This window comes from Janibacter corallicola NBRC 107790, from assembly GCF_001570965.1.
Classification (GTDB): domain Bacteria; phylum Actinomycetota; class Actinomycetes; order Actinomycetales; family Dermatophilaceae; genus Janibacter; species Janibacter corallicola.
Genome location: NZ_BCSR01000033.1, coordinates 1 through 17565, shown reverse-complemented (window position 1 = coordinate 17565; position 17565 = coordinate 1). Strand labels below are relative to the sequence as shown.

The 17565-nt window shown below is 69.4% G+C and carries 22 protein-coding genes; 16 read left to right on the top strand and 6 right to left on the bottom strand.

From position 1 onward, the window contains the following. The first annotated feature begins 101 nt into the window (after nt 1–101). The 12 genes from JCO01S_RS11525 (at nt 102) to JCO01S_RS11475 (ending at nt 7303) form a co-directional block, all read left to right on the top strand. Nucleotides 102–380 carry a hypothetical protein gene (locus JCO01S_RS11525; RefSeq protein WP_068255600.1) on the top strand — a complete coding sequence of 93 codons (279 nt, stop codon included), beginning with the start codon at nt 102–104 and terminating at the stop codon, nt 378–380. Nucleotides 381–483: 103 nt separating this feature from the next. Next, nucleotides 484–1005 (top strand): LPD29 domain-containing protein, encoded by a 522-nt coding sequence (locus tag JCO01S_RS11520; protein WP_068255597.1) that lies wholly within the window; start codon nt 484–486, stop codon nt 1003–1005. A 212-nt stretch (nt 1006–1217) separates the two neighbouring features. Beyond that, nucleotides 1218–1589: a hypothetical protein gene (locus tag JCO01S_RS11515; RefSeq protein ID WP_068255593.1), complete on the top strand. Its 372-nt coding sequence runs from the start codon at nt 1218–1220 to the stop codon at nt 1587–1589. A 59-nt stretch (nt 1590–1648) separates the two neighbouring features. Next, nucleotides 1649–2179, top strand: coding sequence for a single-stranded DNA-binding protein (locus tag JCO01S_RS11510; RefSeq protein ID WP_068255589.1), 531 nt, complete (start codon nt 1649–1651; stop codon nt 2177–2179). An 83-nt stretch (nt 2180–2262) separates the two neighbouring features. Continuing rightward, entirely contained in the window at nt 2263–2436 is a 174-nt protein-coding gene (locus tag JCO01S_RS15935) for a hypothetical protein (RefSeq protein ID WP_169796948.1), read from the top strand. Then, nucleotides 2433–3221, top strand: coding sequence for a ParA family protein (locus JCO01S_RS11505; RefSeq protein WP_068255586.1), 789 nt, complete (start codon nt 2433–2435; stop codon nt 3219–3221). Before JCO01S_RS15935 ends, JCO01S_RS11505 begins: the two co-directional genes overlap by 4 nt. A gap of 173 nt (nt 3222–3394) precedes the next feature. Further along, nucleotides 3395–3961, top strand: coding sequence for a hypothetical protein (locus JCO01S_RS11500; protein WP_068255582.1), 567 nt, complete (start codon nt 3395–3397; stop codon nt 3959–3961). A gap of 34 nt (nt 3962–3995) precedes the next feature. Continuing rightward, on the top strand, nt 3996–4241 hold the full coding sequence (locus JCO01S_RS11495) for a hypothetical protein (RefSeq protein ID WP_068255578.1): 246 nt from the start codon (nt 3996–3998) through the stop codon (nt 4239–4241). A 224-nt stretch (nt 4242–4465) separates the two neighbouring features. Next, nucleotides 4466–5095, top strand: a complete 630-nt coding sequence (locus JCO01S_RS11490) for a recombinase family protein (protein ID WP_084342861.1) — start codon at nt 4466–4468, stop codon at nt 5093–5095. A gap of 153 nt (nt 5096–5248) precedes the next feature. Continuing rightward, a complete protein-coding gene (locus JCO01S_RS11485) occupies nt 5249–5491 on the top strand; it encodes a hypothetical protein (protein WP_068255575.1) in 243 nt (80 codons plus the stop codon). Nucleotides 5492–5574: 83 nt separating this feature from the next. After that, nucleotides 5575–5913 (top strand): hypothetical protein, encoded by a 339-nt coding sequence (locus tag JCO01S_RS11480; RefSeq protein ID WP_157074588.1) that lies wholly within the window; start codon nt 5575–5577, stop codon nt 5911–5913. A 1-nt stretch (nt 5914) separates the two neighbouring features. Beyond that, nucleotides 5915–7303 carry a hypothetical protein gene (locus JCO01S_RS11475; protein WP_068255568.1) on the top strand — a complete coding sequence of 463 codons (1389 nt, stop codon included), beginning with the start codon at nt 5915–5917 and terminating at the stop codon, nt 7301–7303. A 20-nt stretch (nt 7304–7323) separates the two neighbouring features. On the opposite strand, the gene JCO01S_RS15750 is transcribed toward JCO01S_RS11475, so the two are convergent. Further along, a complete protein-coding gene (locus JCO01S_RS15750) occupies nt 7324–7632 on the bottom strand; it encodes a hypothetical protein (protein ID WP_157074587.1) in 309 nt (102 codons plus the stop codon). A gap of 234 nt (nt 7633–7866) precedes the next feature. Between JCO01S_RS15750 and JCO01S_RS11470 the strand changes: the two genes are divergently transcribed. The 3 genes from JCO01S_RS11470 to JCO01S_RS11460 are packed head-to-tail and all read left to right on the top strand — an operon-like array spanning nt 7867 to nt 11050. Beyond that, a complete protein-coding gene (locus tag JCO01S_RS11470; RefSeq protein ID WP_157074586.1) occupies nt 7867–8307 on the top strand; it encodes a hypothetical protein in 441 nt (146 codons plus the stop codon). Continuing rightward, entirely contained in the window at nt 8304–9929 is a 1626-nt protein-coding gene (locus tag JCO01S_RS11465; protein ID WP_068255563.1) for a relaxase/mobilization nuclease domain-containing protein, read from the top strand. The genes JCO01S_RS11470 and JCO01S_RS11465 overlap by 4 nt, the downstream gene beginning before the upstream one ends. Further along, nucleotides 9926–11050, top strand: a complete 1125-nt coding sequence (locus tag JCO01S_RS11460) for a hypothetical protein (protein WP_068255560.1) — start codon at nt 9926–9928, stop codon at nt 11048–11050. Before JCO01S_RS11465 ends, JCO01S_RS11460 begins: the two co-directional genes overlap by 4 nt. Here the strand turns inward: JCO01S_RS11460 and JCO01S_RS11455 are convergent. Genes JCO01S_RS11455 through JCO01S_RS11435 form a run of 5 tightly spaced genes read right to left on the bottom strand, consistent with a single transcriptional unit; the run spans nt 11047 to nt 16957 of the window. Further along, entirely contained in the window at nt 11047–11826 is a 780-nt protein-coding gene (locus JCO01S_RS11455) for a hypothetical protein (RefSeq protein WP_068255557.1), read from the bottom strand. The genes JCO01S_RS11460 and JCO01S_RS11455 overlap by 4 nt on opposite strands. After that, nucleotides 11819–12217, bottom strand: coding sequence for a DUF4913 domain-containing protein (locus JCO01S_RS11450; protein ID WP_068255554.1), 399 nt, complete (start codon nt 12215–12217; stop codon nt 11819–11821). The genes JCO01S_RS11455 and JCO01S_RS11450 overlap by 8 nt, the downstream gene beginning before the upstream one ends. After that, nucleotides 12214–13920 carry a type IV secretory system conjugative DNA transfer family protein gene (locus tag JCO01S_RS11445; protein ID WP_068255551.1) on the bottom strand — a complete coding sequence of 569 codons (1707 nt, stop codon included), beginning with the start codon at nt 13918–13920 and terminating at the stop codon, nt 12214–12216. The genes JCO01S_RS11450 and JCO01S_RS11445 overlap by 4 nt, the downstream gene beginning before the upstream one ends. After that, nucleotides 13917–15455 (bottom strand): putative type IV secretion/conjugal transfer ATPase, encoded by a 1539-nt coding sequence (locus tag JCO01S_RS11440; RefSeq protein WP_068255548.1) that lies wholly within the window; start codon nt 15453–15455, stop codon nt 13917–13919. The genes JCO01S_RS11445 and JCO01S_RS11440 overlap by 4 nt, the downstream gene beginning before the upstream one ends. Next, nucleotides 15452–16957: an SCO6880 family protein gene (locus JCO01S_RS11435; RefSeq protein WP_369407293.1), complete on the bottom strand. Its 1506-nt coding sequence runs from the start codon at nt 16955–16957 to the stop codon at nt 15452–15454. Before JCO01S_RS11435 ends, JCO01S_RS11440 begins: the two co-directional genes overlap by 4 nt. A 194-nt stretch (nt 16958–17151) precedes the next feature. Between JCO01S_RS11435 and JCO01S_RS11430 the strand changes: the two genes are divergently transcribed. Beyond that, the coding region (locus JCO01S_RS11430; protein ID WP_157074584.1) for a hypothetical protein at nt 17152–17565 on the top strand (414 nt) is incomplete at its 3' end.

Sequence of the window (17565 nt, the reverse complement as noted above, 5' to 3'; positions counted from 1 at the left end):
TATGCGCCCGCAGCGTCTTCCATTGCCCCGGAGGGGGAAAGAAATGGCACCGGGCACGACCGGCAACGACTAACCAGACCAACTCACCAAAGGAGAACCACATGCGCATCGAAGGCACCCGCGAGGACTCCCTCGAGCTCTTCCGCCAGCAGGGCTACACCCACGGCATCCACGACCACCTCGGCCAGTGGCGGGGGGTCGGCGTGATCCTGCCCGGCGTCGTCGGCTGGCGGTCCCGGCTGCTCTTCCCCAAGGCGGCCGTAACCCAGGACGGACCCACGATGTGGGTCCGGTGGGGATCGCTCGACGGGCAGGTCATGGAGATTCCCGCAGGCGCAACCGTGCTCACCCGACCCGACGTAAACGACGCCACACAGTGATCTAGACTAGATTGACTAACTAGACTAGACACGCTAAACTGAACACATCAACACGGACCACCACGAGGGCCAACCACCCTCACCAATCACCCAGGAGGACCACATGCACATCACCACCGAGACCACGACCCACCTGACCGTCAAGGAGACCGCCGCCGCGATGCGCAAGGCCCTGCGCGAGGCATTCCCCGGCGTGAAGGTGTCCGTTCGGATGGCGACCGGCAGCGCCCACGGCTGGATGAGCGTGACGTGGACCGATGGGCCGACGCCCGAGCAGGTCCAGGCGATCCTCGCGCCGATGCAGTCCGCCCGCTTCGACGGGATGGACGACGCCTACCACGAGCTTCCCCAGGACGGCCCCATGGTCTACAGCTGCCGGGGCGTGACCACCCAGCGCCGGATGAGCGAGACCGCCGCCGAGCAGATCGCGGCCGCGATCAACGCCCAGGAGACCGGCACGCCCGCGGCCGCCCGAGGAAACCGCGTCGAGGGCACATGGATCGGTGAGCACGCCGCCAACCGGCTCGGCGTGACCGGCTACGGCTGCACCGAGGACGGCGCCGTGGTCGACGTGGACCTCGCCGCACACCAGATCTTCGGCCGCACCTCCTACACCGAGGAGTAGGCCGGACGAAGGGGGAGGGCCACCCCCGCCGAGGCGAGGGTGGCCCTCATCAACACGGCCCACCGGAACCACCCGGAGGACGCGGACCACACCCTAGCCCGAAGCCATGGCCGCGCATCCATAGACGAACGAGACCAACTAGACTAAACTGACTACATCAACACGGACCACCACGAGGACTAACCACCCTCGCCACCGAAGGAGACGCACCCATGTACACCACCACCGCAGCCCCCGGCCACTTCGAGGACGTGTGGAACGACGTGCCACGAGCATTCCGCCAGACCCACCCCATGCCGCTCGAGGGAGACCGAGCGTGCGTCGCCGCGTGGGGGAGGGGCGTGCGCCAGGACAGCGCGAACGCCGCCGTGGCCATCCTCGACGCAGCCGAGGCCGAGGTGAAGCGAGGGGACCGAGCCGCGGCCGACGAGACCGCCGCGGCGGCTCGCCCGTTCCGCCGGCTCATGACCTACCTGGCCATGGTCGATCCGCTGGACCGCCCGTGCGACGAGTGCGGCGCCGAGCCCGGCGCGCCCGGCCGCCCGGCGTGCACCGGCGCGACCTCGACGCGAACGACCAACTAGACCAGACTGCATAGATCAACACGTACGACCACACACACCAACCAGACAAGGAGCACGTCATGGCTGACATTGCATTCACCGGGAACCTCGCCGCCGACCCCGAGGTTCGCACCATGCCGAGCGGCCGACAGGTCACGCGGCTGCGCGTGATGGACAGGAACCGCCGACAGAACCGCGAGACGGGGGAGTGGGAAGACGCTGAGCCCAACGTCTTCCGCGTTCAGGTGTGGGGCATCCTCGGGAAGAACGTGGCCGCTTCCCTGCGCAAGGGGCAGAGCGTCAACGTCACGGGACGCATTAAGACCGACCGCTGGACCGACAAGGACACCCGCACGGAACACACGAGTCAGTTTGTCCTGGCGGATCACGTCGGCCCGGACCTCAAGTGGCAGACCGCCACGGTCACCAAGGCCCCGAAGAAGAGCCCCGGCGCCGCGGGAGTCGCTGGGACGACGGACGACGGCGCGCCGGACGAGCCACAGAAGCAGCTCCGCTATGCGGTCCACGAGCCGAAGGCCCAGGCGAGGTCGCCGTTCACGCCGTCGGTCACGCCGAGCGAGGAGCGGGAGGACGACGAGCCGCAGTTCTGACAGACCGAACGGTGGGGGACGGGCGCGCATCGCGCCGCCTCTCCCCTCCACCCCCACCAGAGACCACGACGAAAGAAGAGCGCATGTCCGACCCGGAGACCCCGGAACCGAAGAACCCCGAGGAAGTCCTCGACGCGATCGAGAAGGCCGGCCCACAGGGCGACCTCGGGAGGCACTACCCGAACGCCGAGCCCGTCGTAGACAACGCCGTCGCCAATCTCCTGGCGATGGTCCAGCGAGAGGAGGACGGCAGATGACCGTCTACACGGTCGCCCTGAGCAAGGGCGGCAGCACCAAGACGACCACGGCCGCCGAGGTCGTGGCAGCCCTGACCCGAGCCGGCCGGCGCGTGCTGGCCATCGACCTCGACCACCAGGGCACGCTCTCCCAGCGCCTCGGAGTCGATGACGACACCGAGGTGCCCGGCACCGCCGCCGAGGTCCTGACCGGGCAGGCCGACGCTGGACAGGCCGCCGTCGAGTCCCCGAGCGTGCCCGGCGCGCACGTGCTCGTCGGCACCTACGAACTCAACACCTTGGAGACCAAGCCCGAGGTCATCACCGCGTTGAAGGAGCACCTGCCCGAGGTGGCAGGGGAGTGGGACGACGTGGTGATCGACACCCCGCCCGGTCAGGGACTGGTCACCCTCGCCGCGCTGGCGGCCGCCGAGGTCGTCATCGCCGCCGTCGCCACCGAGGGGGAGGCATACGACCAGGTGGCCCGACTCGAGGAGCTGATCGAGCACCGCGTGGCACCCCGACTGAACAGAGGGTGCCGCCTGGACTGGATCGTGCCGACCCGCCACGACGGCCGCCGGCTGCACGACCGGGACGTGCTCGCAGCCCTGCGAGAGGACTACGGCTCCCGCGTGACCGGCACCGTCCGGGAGACCGTGACCGTCCGGGACGCCTACTTGGCAGGTCGGCCCGTCAGTCTCTACGCCCCCGCGGCCGAGGTCAGCGCCGACTACGCGGCCGCGCTAGAGCCCATCGTCGCGGCCTCGACGGCGCAGACGCCCGCGACCGCGGAGAGGCAGGTGTGACGACCAATGGTGTGCCAGGAATGCCGGGACGGCCAGCACGAGGAGTGCGAGGACAAACGCCACCCACACCGCATCTACCGAGGGTGCGCGTGCCAGCACCGAGAGCGAAACGCAAAACCTGACCACTCAGACACACACGACTAACCAGACCAAGCAGACCAAGGAGACAAGACATGAGTCGCCCGACCGTGAAGAACAGGGGCATCGGCGCCAAGCGGCGCGAGGCCATGAGAGCCGAAGCCGAGCAGGACCAGCAGCACACCGAGGAGGCCGCGGCCACGCCAGCCGCCGAGCAGCGGCCAGCGCCCAAGAAGAAGACCGCAGGCGCCTCCGAGACGGCCCGCCTCGGCGTCTACATGACGGCCGCCGAGTTCCATGACGCCAAGGCCGCCTATCTCTCGGATTGGCAAGCCGGGGGACAGGACGACACCTTCGGTAGGTGGATCGGCACCGTTCTGGAGAACCACGCCGCGCGCAGCACGGCCGAGCGCGAGGCGCTGTCCCGGCCGGTCGGCCGGAGCCAGACCCGCACCGGCTCCCCGCGCTCATTCACGATCCCGACCCACAGCGTGGAGCGGATGCGCGAAGGGGTCACCGCCGACCAGGGCGCCGGACGGTGGCTCAGTGACAGCGCGTGGGCCGGCGACGCCATCGCCGCAGCCGTCGAGGCCGCCCGGAAGCGGGACGGCGGACAGCTGCCCGAGCCGCCCGCCCGACTGCCCAACCGGCTGCGCCGATAAGGCCACCCGAGACGACCGCGAAGGGGGAGGGGAGATGTGGGAGACCGGACCGAACGGCGAAGAGCCGACCGAGCGCGCCGACCGCAGCATCGACATAGCGGCCCTCAGTTGGCGGGAATTCGACATCTTCATGGCCGGCTACGAATCCGGCCGCGCCTCCGGCCTCGATGACGGCTACGCCGCCGCCGAGGAGCGGTACGCAGAGGTGCACCGCCGAGCGGTCGAGCACATGCGCGCCACCCACGACTTCATATCCCCCGACGAAGCGCTGGAGTGCTGAACCCCTGTCAGGGATCACCGAAAGAATCGACAGACCCCATTAGAGACGAAACGAGGAGGGGCACATCGTGACCGCAGATGACGAGCAAGACGCCAACCGGCTCAGTGACGGTCGGTTCAGAGCCACGTCGTGGAGGCACGCCGTATCGGCTGCCGGAACGGCCCGAAAGTCCCGGCTCAGTAGCGTTGCGACCCACAAGCCGTCACGGAGGAGAGTTGTGAGCAATGACTGTGTGGGGATACGCGCGAGTCTCGACCATCGCGCAAGACGTGCAGGTGCAGACCGACGCGCTCCTGGGCGCGGGAGTCGATGAGGCGAACGTGGTCGTGGACCACGTGAGCGGCACGAAGGCATCCCGGCCGGGACTGGACCGGCTGCTGTCCCAGGTCGAGGAGGGGGACGTGCTCACGGTGTGGAAACTCGACCGGCTGGGCCGGTCGGTCTCCCACCTCGTCGCGCTCGTGGACGACCTGGGCCGTAGGGGAGTGCAGCTGCGGAGCCTGACCGAGGGGCTGGACACCACGACCTCGGGGGGCCGGCTGATGTTCCACGTCATGGCGGCAATGGCCCAATTCGAGCGAGACCTGATCCACGAGCGCACGGCCGCCGGGCTCGAGGCCGCCCGCGCCAAGGGCGCGACTTTGGGCCGCCCGTCGAAGGTGACTCGAGAGCAGTACCAACTGATCATCCGGATGGCTGGCGAGGGCGCCAGCCAGCGCACCATCGCCGCGACATGTGGTGTGCCACGAGCCACGGTGGGGCGGATCATCCGCGGCGAGGTTCCGTCACTTCTCCGGTTCCGTGACGAACCGCGACCGGACGGGCAGTTGCCCGTGGCCTCCGACGTGGACTGAGCGCGAGGGCCGGTTTTCCACATTCCTCGACCTCGGGCGGGCGGCATCCACCGAATGATGACGCGGTCGCTCGGTGTCGGTGGCAACTCCGAGAATTGCGAGTGAAAGGCCCCCGGCGGAACGGCCGACCGGGGCGGATCGAGAGGAGTCGCGATGATGAGCGTACTGACCCTATTGACCGGGATCGTCGGAATGGCTGTCGTATCAATCGGGCTATCCAGAGCGTTCACGGCCTGGGCGGGGCCGGACACCGCGGAGACGCAGAGGCGCCTCCTGCCCGATGTGGAGCCGTGGTCGGAGGAGAAGCGGCGCAAGCACAACCGCGGCGTCATTGTGATGGCGCTGTTGTATGTGATCGCGGGCGCAGCCCTTGTCTATGCCTTGTTGTTCTCGTAGGGGACGCTCCGGTGCACACGTGGATCAAGGCCGCGATGGCTGAGAGGAGGTGAGGTTTGATGGTCATGTCTACTGTGGAGCGCATGACGGATCGTGAGGCCCTTGATCGCGCGGCCGACTTGGTGCTCGCTGCCGACGCGGTGCTCGACGGGGCGATCATGTCCGATGACGAGGACGGTCTGGAGTTGACGGCCGTGGCTGGGCATGTGACGTGGGCCGAGGAGTTTCTCCTGGCGGCCGACGCCGACCCGCGCGAGCCGGCAGACGTGGCGGCCGGCTCGGTGAGTGAAGCGGCCCGAAGGGCCAGGGGTCTCCTGCGGGAGGCGGATGAGGTGCTGGCGCCGCTGATGAGCGACGACGATGTTTTCTCCGCTCGGGTCAGGGTCCAGTCCGCGGTGTGGGAGCTGCGGGGGTGGGACTGACGTGGCGCGGGTCGAGGACTTTCTGAGCGACAGCCGCGAGCGGGCCTTTGGGCTGCTCACCGAGGCCGCCCAGCGCAGCGATGCGCACGCGGGGAACCGCGCAGGTCCAGAGGCAAAGCGAGAGCGGAGCCAGTTCGAGCATTCGGTGAATCAGGGCGCTGCCGAGGTGCTGCGCCAGGCCGAGGCGGCCATGAGGGAGTTGACTGTTGGGGGACGCTACGCAGCCCAGGCCGTGGCTGGCCCCGTTGCAGAGGTGCAGCAGGCCACGCGAGGCGTCCCCGAGCCGGGCGATGGGGCGCCTGTCCATGAAGGGTTGAAGGGGATCGCGCAGGACTTCGGGGCCGTCCGTGATATCGCGGCGTCCTCGCCGCTGTCACGTGATGAGCGCGTCCGTATTCGGGACGAGATTGCCACCACCAGCGCGCACGTTGCGCGGGTCGCGGCAGGCACCGCGACCCGCTTCCGTCTCACAAGAGCGCAGGTGGAGGCGTATGACCGTGCGGCCGCAGCCCTAGAGACCTCCCGCAGCAAGAACTTCCCGCGCCCCGTCGGGGATGCTGGCCTTGCTGGGGTGCCAGGTAGGACCGACCTTGAACGGTCGCTTTCTGATTGGGTCTCGGCAAGCCGGGCAGCGTTGCGTCCGGATCAGATGGAGAGCATCGCGCCGAATGCTCGCCTGATCGCCACGCAGGCGAGCATTGTCAGCGCTGCGTGCCAGAGAGCGGCGCTCGCCCAGGGCGGACCCGACGCTCGCACTCGTGCGGATGCGTGGCGCACCCAGGCGCAGGCGTGGAGAGCGGCCGCGACGTCGTGGCGCCCCCCGCCCCGTCTCGTGAGCGGGAGGGGCACTCCGGGCGGCGAGCTCCACAGCGCCGATGTGCGTCTCCAGGCGGTGATCGCCGGAGAGTTCAGGGACATGAAGGGTCGATGGGTGCCGCCGGAGAGGCTGGCCGATCCGGCGACTCTGAGACGTTTCGAGTTCGATGCGCGCAAGGCTCTCGCCAGCCTCGGCACGCAGTACGTCGAGACTGTCGGGACGGCGGTGCGCTCCGAGCGTGTGTTCATGCCCACCGCGCAACTCCAACGGCCAGTAGAAGGATTCAGTCCGGCGACCCGGCTTCATCAGCACCGCGACTGGATTCCGCTGCGCGGCGAGCAGCCCGCGGCGCGTGCGTTGATTGCGAGGGGAGGAGAGGCACGGCGCGCGGCAATCGAGGTCGAGCGCGTCTCCGACGCCTCAGGCCGCCGCCAGTCGAGCGTGGCGGCAGCATTCCCGGCGCGAGGTTCCGGCCCCGGTGCGTCGGTGGACCCGGCGCGTCTCGGTCGGTCATTCCAGCAGCGCCAAGGCCGCCCAACTCGCGGAGGGGAGAAAGGCGGCCCGTCGCTCTGAGGGTCCTGGAGTGGAGGACTTCACTCCGACGTGGGCGCAGGTGGCTCCGGCGACGTGCTCGGCTTGGGGGCAGGTGTCTTGCGCGGGCGCCCAGGGCGCTTGCGGCCGGGCTCGGGCAGCCCGACGCGGCGCAGCTCGGTGACGGACCACCCGGCCTTTTCTGCGGCCGCCCAATCGCGCGCGTACTCCTTCTCGGCGTCGGAGAATGCGGTCCGAGTCTCTTTCAGGTGGGCCGCTGACTGTGCCAGCGTCTCCACCACCGTCACGCGCTCATCGAGCAGACGGCGGGCAGCCGAAGCGGCCTCTTGCGGGGTGATGTTCTCGCTCATGCCGACAGGGTAGGTGCCGCAGCCTGCCAGCGCATCCGACGACCCCCCTTCCTCGCCAGCGATTTTCCGGCACCGACCACCAAGGTTCGAAAACTCGGGAAGGTGAGAAGCGGAAGCAAGATGGAGACTTAGGTGCCCTAAGTCGGCGTCCGGCTCGACGTGGCGACCGGACGGTGCCACACTGACGTGTGGAGTCCCGCCCGTGGGGCGGGTCGCTGCGCTAGGCGAAAGGCGGTGATCGACGTGGCCGAGGATGAGGGTCCTGTGCAGCGGCGGAGGGCGCCGGGCAGGCGTCGGTCCAACGCCGACGAGGCACGCGAGAATCGCGTGGTGGTCAAGTGCACGGATGACGAGTTTTCGATGCTGTTCGGGATGGCTGCTGCGCAGAACATCTCCATCCAGAACGTGTTGATGCGGGCGGTGCTGTCCGGAGGCACCGAGAGTGCTGCCCGCACCTCGGAGCTGGTCTTCGAGTTGCAGCAGACGCGGCGGCTGTTCAGTGTCGCCACGGGCCTGTTGAACCAGTTGGCTACGGTCGCCAACTCGACGGGGGAGATGCCGGCCCAGGTGCCGGAACTGCTGACCATGATGGAGCGCGGGTCGGGCTCGTTGCAGGAGTTCTTGGACGGCTTGAGCGAGCGATTCGGCACGGACGGTCGGCGGGGCCAACTGTGATCGTCAAGGTGGGCAAGGGTGGCCGCGACATGCCTGGGCTGTCGGCCTACCTGTGGGGTCCGGGTCAGGCCGAGGAGCACACTGACCAGCACATGATCGCCTCGACGGGTGCGGGCGACGTTTCCCTCGGTGAGTCCGCGATGTTCTACCGAGGTCAGACCGCGACCGCGTTGAATGATCGGAGTCTGGAACCGGGCGAGGCGCGGGAGCAGGGCCGTGCGCTGGAGGAGGCGTGGCGGAAGCACCACGGGCCGCGCACCCCGGTCTCCGCGGGGGCTTCCAGAGGTGGAGCGCAGAGCGGTGAGCAGGATGGGGGAGACGGACAGTTTCGGGCGGATAGCCCCTACGCGGGTCAGGACAGCGGCGAGGGTCGCCGGCACGTCTTCCACGTCAGTTTCGCGCTACGTGCCGACGAGGGCCGGCTCTCGGATGAGACCTGGGGGCGCATCGCAGCCGACTACGTGCAGGCAATGGGTTTCGCCGGAGTCGAAGGGCAGGCGGACTGCCGCTGGGCCGCGTGGCGCCACGGTCTGTCCGAGGGCGGAAATGACCACATGCACGTCGCGGTGTGCCTCGTGCGTGACGACGGCCGGTGGGCCAACGAGCACCGCTCGAAACTGCGCTCCCGCAAGATCGCGGACGACCTTGAGAAGAAGTACGGGCTGCGGCCGGTGAAGGACTCGACCACCCAGCGTGGGATGCCCGCGGCCAGCGCGGCCGAGCTGCGCCGGACCCGCGAGGCCGAGCCGGGAACCAAGAACGCCATTCCCGAGCGGCAGCGCCTGGCGATGATCGTGCGCACAAGCGCCACGCACGCGAGCACCGAGGCACAGTTCATCGCGGACCTGTTGCGCCAGGGCGTGCGGGTGCGACCGCGGTTCGCCAAGGGTGGTCAAACGGCCGTTGAAGGCGCCTCCTTCGCCTTCCGTGACGGACAGGGCGCGTGGTACTCCGGCAGCCGCCTGGCACGGGACCTGACACTGCCGAAACTCCGCGCGATGTGGGAGGACACCCCCGAGCGCCGCAGCGAAGCGTTGAGCTTGTGGCAGGGCCGCCGGGGCGTGACCGAATCGAAGAAGGTCGCGGCGTGGTCACCGTCATGGAACGCCGCACAGAAATCACTGGCCGCCTGGGCGACCCGGACCGAGCGACTGGACCCTCACGACACCAGCGCCTGGGCGGGTGTCGCGCGCGAGGCCGCGACAGTCTCCGGGGAGTTGACCCGCGGCTCGGGCGGCCGGCAGTACGCGCTCATGGCCGGCGCCACGCACGAACTGACACGTGCAGCACAGACACAGCGGCACGTCGAGGCCCCCGTCTCCGACGACGTGCGGGTGGCCTGCCGCCACCTGAATCTCCTCCTGCGCGGCGGGTCTAGGTCCAGCGTGGCCGGGTGGTTTGCCGTCTGGCAGGAGTTCTCTCGCGTGAACCAAGCGATAAAGAGCGCCCAGACAGCGCGAGGGGAAAAGGTGCGTGCCGAGCGCGTCGAGCACGCAGCGCAGCGAGAGCTCGCCAGCGTTCAGAGCGGACTCCGCGCCGCGGCCGCAACGCGCACCCGCATCGACCCCCGAGGGCCACGAGACAGGAAGCACGCCACGAGAGATCAGGAGCAGGGGAAATGACCGAGCACAACTTGGATGAAACGACCAGTGACGTATCCCGCGGGGTGCGGATCACCGTGATGATGGGCATGCAGATCGCGGAGCAGGCTGCCCGGCGTCGCGCCGAGGCCCACCGGCAGGCGGCGGCCGAGAGCCGCGAGCGTGCCGCGCAGGTCCGCGAAGCCATGTCGGAAGCCCGCGAGACGGCACGAGCGACCTACGAGCCGGTGGCGGACCCTCGACGGTTCGCTCAGGCCGACCGGGAGACCGCCGTTGGCGCGTGGACTGTCGCCAAGGCGTGGTCCGAGGTCGACCCGCGTGCCGCGGCCGCGGAGGCGTCCCTGGCCGAGCAGATCCGCCAGCGGTGGGGCGTGGATGCCAACGACCCGGGCCGCCGCCCCGAGCAGCGGTTCGAGGCCGAACCTGACCGGGAGGTGACGCCCGCGGTCGAGACACCGCCCATCACCAGCCAGCAGGAGCGGCTGATCGAGGCGATGAGCCCGGAGTGGCGCCAGGAGGCCACCGTTGAGGAACTTGAGCAGCGGTGGCACGAAGCCAACAACATGATCGACCAGCCCGGTGCGCTCGACGCGCGCACCGCCGTCGAGGGCGAGTTGGGCGACCGGCTCGGCCTCGATATCGACAAGTTCAACCGCACCGTCGAGCACGGCCTGGGCGAGGAAGCGTGGGCCGCCGCCGGCGACCGCGCCGCCGCCGACGCCGACCGCGCCGCCGAGGGCAGCGAACGCCTCGAAGAGGCCGGGTGGGAGAACCAGGCCGACGCCGAGCACGGCCGCGAGGCCGCGGCCGACGACCCCGGCGAAGAGACCGAAGAGAGCGCCGACGCCCTCGAGGCCGAAGGCAAGGGCGCCGAGTCGGCCGCCGACGCCGAGACTGAACACGGCCTCGCCCAGCGAGAAGATGGCGCGGCTCTCACCCAGCAGAACGCCGCCGAGAGCCGCGCCAACACCGCAGACATGGCGGCCGCCGGAGTGTCTTCCCGATCCCAAGCCGTGCGGGCCAAGACCGCCAAGGCCTTCGGGGCACTTCCAGCGGCCATCAACCGGATCAAGCAGCACCGCAACGCACGCAAGAACGTCAACCGCAAGGGCCGCGGCGCCGAGAAAGAGATGGGCCGCTAATTACCGAAGACCGGACCTTGCGGGTCCACCTGCTCTGGCTCGACGCGGCGCGGGGCAGGAAGTTCGGTCTCGCTGATCAGCTGGTTGACGCAGCGCGCGTCGCGCGAGGCGGCCATGCTCAACGTGAGCACCTTCGCTGCCGTCGCCGGCGGCATGGCCGCCACGCTGCTGTGACCTTCGGCCAATGTCTCTGCCGCATCGGCTGCCTCTCCGCGTTCCTGGGTCGGTCTCGCGTAGGCCTCTGTCAGCCACAGCAGACCGACAAGCAGGAGCACGAAAGGCACCAGAACGCCGCCGACCAGCGCCTTTCTTGACCAGGCAAGCCACGCGACATGAGCAGAGCCGTCCTCACGACCGATCGAGGCCAGCGCGAAGGCCGCCGTCGTCAGGAGGAACAGGCTTGCCGCACCCCACAGGCCGAAGACCTCTCCGGCAAGGAGCAGCCCCCCGTACACAAGGATTCCCTGTCGGGCACTCACGCCGAGGGGTGCCAGGACCAGGGCTCCGAGCAACCCAACGATGTGCCTCGACGCGATCCACGACTGGACGGTCTCAACGTCCGTGGTCGGGGCATCCGCCCACGCCAAACCGTTCACTAGGGCATCCAGAGGGGAGTCCCCGTGGCCCGTGACGGCGGCTATTGCCCACGCGCTGTAGGCAAACATGAGCAGGGTGCCGACCAACTGCCCGATGCGAGTCCTTTGGCTCGTCATCACGGACGCCGCACTAGCGGCAGCACTGAGGCTCATCTTCCCCTCCTTCTCCTCGTCAGGCATAGCGCTGGAACATCCCCGCGGGTGCGGGGGTGACGGGCCAGGGCTCTTCGACCACGTGCTCGCCGTGGCGGGCGCGGCACTTTCTGAAGGGCGAGGTCTCGGAGTCGGTCAGGGCCGCCACGCACGGGTCGAGGTAGTCCCGAATCCACACCGCGGTACCCGTGCCGGGCTCGACGCGCAGGGTCTCGAAGGCGTCCCACAACGCCTCAAGTCGCAGCACGGCCTCTTCGTGGTCCCACCACTGCCGACACCAGTTCTCAGGGAGTGTGTGTCGGACGGCGACCTCAACGAAGAAGTCCTCGACGAACTCCGGCAGCGAGGCGAAAGCCATCCCTGGCTGCACCGTGTCGGACTCCGGGGCCGCCTCGGTCCAATCGGGCTCCTGGCTCATGCCGCCCCTTCCCGGCTGTAATGCTCGATGCTGGCGGTGATCAGGTCCGCGATTTCCAGCGTGCTCCAGTGCTGGGTGGCGAGCATGATCGAGGGCGACCCGGAGGGCAGTACGACTGCCCGGCCCTGCGGCAGGGCCGACACGTCGGCCACCTCCAGAATCTGCTCGCGGCGCAGCTGGTGGTTGACCGAGTGCCCCGACCGCATCGAGTTCGAGGCCGAGCGGGTGCGTACATCGTGCGGGCCGACGAGTTTGGAGATCGTGCCGGCGAACTGGTCATCGGCGATGCCCGGCCCGATCCCGCGCACGTTGGCCGCGTCCCACATCTGCGTCATCCCCTCCTTGCCCCACACCCGGACTCCTTGGGACCACGACTGGAGGTAGGTGGTCAAAACGATTCCGCGAGAGCCGTAGTGGCTGTAGAGGTCGGGCAGCTGCGGCCACCGGCAGATGTTCGCCGCCTCATCGAGGACGCACAGCAGCGGGCGGGCCAGCCGCCCACCCTGAGAGATGCCGTACCGCTCGGCCGCTCGGGTGACGGCGACCGTCAGAGAGGCGGTCAGCGCCCGAGCCGAGCCCGGTCCCTCCTTGGAGAGCAGGTACAGAGTGTCCTTGGATCGGACGAACTCCTCGGCGTCGAACTCCGGGCGCCCCTCACCGGGAGTGATCCACGGTTCAAGAGCCGGGTTCCGCAGCCAGGACAGCAGATTTTCCGCGGAGCCGTAGATGCCGTCCCGTTGCTTCGGGGTCTTCATCCGAGCCGATTCCACGTCGATGGCAGCCGAGCGTTCCCCGGCGTCGATGAGCAGGTCTTCCGGCTCGGTCTCATCGGGCCGGCGGACCCACTCGTGCACGTCGAGGAGGGTCTTGCCCCCCTTCGCGGCCGCCAGCAGCAGCGCCGAGACCAAGGTCTGCGCGGCCGTGTCGAAGTAGGCATCGGTCTTGGCCGTCGCATCGCGGGTCGCGGCCGCGAAGAGCGAGGTGATTTCGTCCGCCCGTGGGGAGTCGGTGATGTAGGACAGCGGCGACCACCACCAGGTCGCCTCTTGCCCGGCCAGACCCTGCGGGTCATGGACTCGCACGAGCCCGCGCTGCGACCTCGGGCCGCGGGTCGCGTCGAGCAGGTCTCGCTTGTTGCTCGTGGCCACGACCGGGCCGCCGGTGGCCAGCACCTGCGGGATGCACAGGCACGAGGTCTTCCCGGCTCGCGGACCCATCACCCACAGCTGGGTCCACTCCCACGAGGTGCCCAATGCGGTCCCACCGTTGACGGCCTTGCCGATGGGGACTCCCGGCCCGCACTCGGGGGCGACCCCGAGGCGCCGGGCGTCCTCGGCCAGGGTCTCCATCGACAGGGGCCGCACGTCAGAGGGCAGCGACATGGACTTGGCGAGGTTGTCCAGCCGGCCGGCCCCGCTGCGCCGGCCCATGACCGCCCGTACGACGAGCGCGGCCAGGACCGCCACGGCCACGATGATGACGACCAGGACGACCGTCGCGGCCGCCGACCAGCGCGAGGTGCCGGTGGCCAGACCCACGGCCCACCCGATGGGGTTGCCCTGCGGGGAGAGGCCGGCGATGCCCGCGGCCGCCCAGCCGGCCACTACGAGCAAGGCGGCCGCCACGAGCGAGCCGGCGCCAGCGATGAGTGCGCCGTTGCCGCTGGGCTCCGGGAGACGACCTGCGCGACGGGGTGCGATCACGCCGCCCCCTTCTCCGCGCGGCGGGATGCCTCATGCGCGGCCCACCGCTCGTTGGTGTCGTTGACCTTCTTCTCCAACGGGCTCAGGTCCACGCGGAACGGGATGCCGGGCTTGGAGCCGAGTTTCAGCAGGAAGAGCCCCAGCCCCGGTGGCTCGGCGTTCTCCTTCCCGGAGGTCGAATGCACATCGGACCAGGTGGTGATCATCTGCCGCTCCTTCTCCGGCATGGAGAACACCTGCGTCAGGTTTCCCATCTCCTTCGGCGCGAGCCCGCCGAGGAAGACCATTTCGGAGCGTTCCACGAAGCCCCACGCCTTCGAGGTCGCAGTCTCGGTGGCCAGCACCAGGTCCTGCATCGTGTGGGTGCACATGATCTGCGGCAGCAGCAACTGCCGGTTCAGGCGGGTGATCGCGTCAATGCGATCGACCATGTGCAGGCTCGCGCGCAGCACCCGCCAGAGCTCGTCCATGACCAGCACGTAGATCCGCTCGGGAGCAAGACCAGCGTGCGCGAGGATCTTCGCGCCCTGCACGGCGGCCGAGCCCCAAGACCAGCAGACCAACTGCAACCCGGCTTGCATTTGCATGTCGTTGTCATCGACCTCGCTCATGTCGAAGACCATCGGCCGGTCCAGCACGAGCGGGACCGAGGTGTGGGAGGCGAACGTCGGTCCGAACGGGCCGTCCAAGCCGAGGCCCTGCAAGGCATCGACCAGTCGCTCGGTCCGGTTGTCGTACCGCTCATCGCTGCCTCGGTCGCGGATCACGCGGCGCACCTCGGGGTGCCGTGCCTCGATGACTTCCCGTACCTCGTCCACGACCGGGGTGGCCGTCAGGTCCGGGTCCAGCACCCGGATCGCGGTGCGCAGCGCAGTCAGCTCGAAATCGCTCAACGAGTCGCCACGGACCAGTTCGCACAGGCCCGCCAACGTGTTCAGCCGGCGACCCTCCAGTTGAGCCCGGACCCGCACGGCCTCCTCGTCCTCGAGGTGGTCCAGCGCCTGGACCGCCGGGCCGGGGTCGAGCGGGTTGACGTTGGCCCCGCCGCGGCCAGCCGTGATGACCTGCCCTCCCAGGGCGCGCACCAACTTCACGTAGTCCGGCTTGAGGTCCGACAGGATCATCGGGATGACTCCAGAGGCCGCCAGCACCGTCAGCATCCGCCGGATCAAGGTGGACTTGCCCAACCCCGGCCGGCCGAGCACGAAGGCCGAGGGGTTGAGGATCAAGCCCTGCTGGAACCACACCACCGGGTCCGCGCAGACGTGCGTGGCCAGGTACTGGTGGCGCCCGAGGAAGGCGCCGGTCACCGGCAGGCTGGAGCCAGCCGAGAACGGCCAGAGGCCACAAACCTGATTGGTCGGGGCTTCGAACTCCGGGGCCGCCTCGACCACCGAGGCGTACCCGCCACCGGGCACCTTCCGACCCCGCTTGCCGGGGTGCTCCGCGTCACCGTCGCTGCCCCACCCGAACGTCTCGAGGACCGCAGCCAGCCCGGCGCGAGCCTTGGACTCTTCCTCCGCGACGGCCTTCACAGCGTCTCCCGGAGTGCAGCCGGCAGCGCGACCCGCTCGGGGAGCACGATCCCCAGCGGCATCGCGGCCAGAAACGCGGTGTCCTGCATCCACCACGCCGGGCGGAACTTCAACCGTGCCTGGCCGGCGAGGTTCAGGAGCGTGGCCTTCGCGGTCGGCAGGTCCTCCACGTCCTCGACCGTGGACGTGACGATCATCCCGACCCGGACGAAGGGAGACCCTTCGGCTTCGGCCCGTGCGTTTTCCTTCGCCGCTGTCAGCGCGGCCTTCTTCCGCTCCGAGGGGCCGGTGCGTCGGCCGGAATCCGCGTCGGCGGTCGCGGCGGTCACGCGCCATTCGGCCAGCTGCGCCGACATGGCCGGATTGAGTGGCCGGTAGAGCATCGCCACCCGCTTGCGCGCGATCCTCGCGGAGGGCTGCAACAGTTCCCGCAGTTGGAGGCTGTAGTACACCCCTCGCGGTGGCTCGACCATCATCATCGACATGGACACCGCGCCGTCGTGAGCCCAGTACGTCTTGGTCGCTTGCGCGGCCGAGGGGCCGCACTCATCCCACGACAGCCCGGTCCCGCCCTCCTCGGTGCGTGCCTGCTCGATGGCGGTGGCCACGCTCGGGTCGAAGGCGGCGCGGGCGTCATCAATGATGTCGGTGGCGACCCGAGCCCGCAGCGTCTGGCCGGCTCCTGTGGCGCGCAGTTGTGCGATGAGGCCGGGCAGGCGTGTGCCAATGTCGTCGGCCATCGTGTCCGCGTCACGGGTGCCCTTCTCGATGCCCTTGGTGGCGTCGAAGGTCAGGGTGAGTGTCGTCGTCACTTGGGCCGAGCCGACCGGGGCGGACTGCACGAGGTCGTCAATGACCTCTCGCGCGAACGTCGGCGCGTCCGGCGAGATCCCTGACAACTGTGCTCGCTGGAGGCGCAACCCGGAGTCAGGCACGGTCTCGACCACGACCTGAGCGCCGATCAGGTCCCGCTCCCGAGCGAGCACACCGAGGTAGGTCCCCCACAGGGCCGCCCGGCGGTCAATGTCTTCCTGGTCCAGCCCCACCACGCCGTCGGGGTCAGCCTCGATGACCACGGTGTAGTGGTCGGCGGCCGCGTGATGGATCATCGCGAACGGAACTCCGTAGCCGTCCTGCGCCTCATACAGCTCAGAGTCGGCCATCAGCCCCGGAAGCGACAGACCTCCGTGAGAGACCAGACCGACCGGCCCCTGCGCGAGGGTGGCCAGCCCCTGCCGCTCCGCTGCGCGGTGGCGGACTCGACGGGCCACGACCCCATAGGGATTCCGGTCGAAGACGAAGGTGCCGATCACCCACGGCGCCAGCGCCAGCAGCGCCACCGCGATCCACGCGATGCCGATGTAGAAGTTGACCACGAACATCAGGACCATCGCGACCAGCACCACGCCGACGAGGGCGAGGAACTGCACGGGGCTCATCCCGCTGATTCCAGGAGCCTTAGGGCGATTCAGATAGCTGTACTTCACCGGCTCTGTAGTCATCGAGCCCCTCCCGCATCTTGACGATCAACTGACTGGCTCATGTCTGAGGTGGCCGCACCGACGAGCACCGCGCCGCGGCCGCCGCCACGGCCGAGGTAGTACGCGCGGTCGGCAGCACTCTTGGCCCGGCTTCCTGCCAGCGGCGCTCCCTCCCGCGTGTGCCGCGGGGGTCCGGAATCCTCCACCGGTGCGCCGTGCGGCGGCTCTACGTGGCGGTCTCCGGCGTGCCCTGCGGCTGCCCCTCCGGGACCCGCATCGTCCTGACCTGCCGCGGCGCTGGCAGGCGCGGCGGCAGGTTGGTCTCCGGCCTGTGCCGCTCGGGCCGCTCCTCCGGGGCCCACATCGTCCTGGGCATCCGCGGGGCCGGCAGGCGCCGCCGCTCCGGCGGACTCAGCGCGCGCGGGCCCGCCGTCATAGGCCGAGCCACCCTCGCTCTCTGCACCGGTCGGCGCGCCGGGCGCACTGGGACCGTCGTCACCGGCGGCGCCCGCGGCACCGGCGGCAGCAGCCTCATCACCGGCACCCGGCGCACCATCGACGCCCGGCGCACCGCCGTCACCGGCACCCGGCGCACCATCGACGCCCGGCGCACCGCCGTCACCGGCACC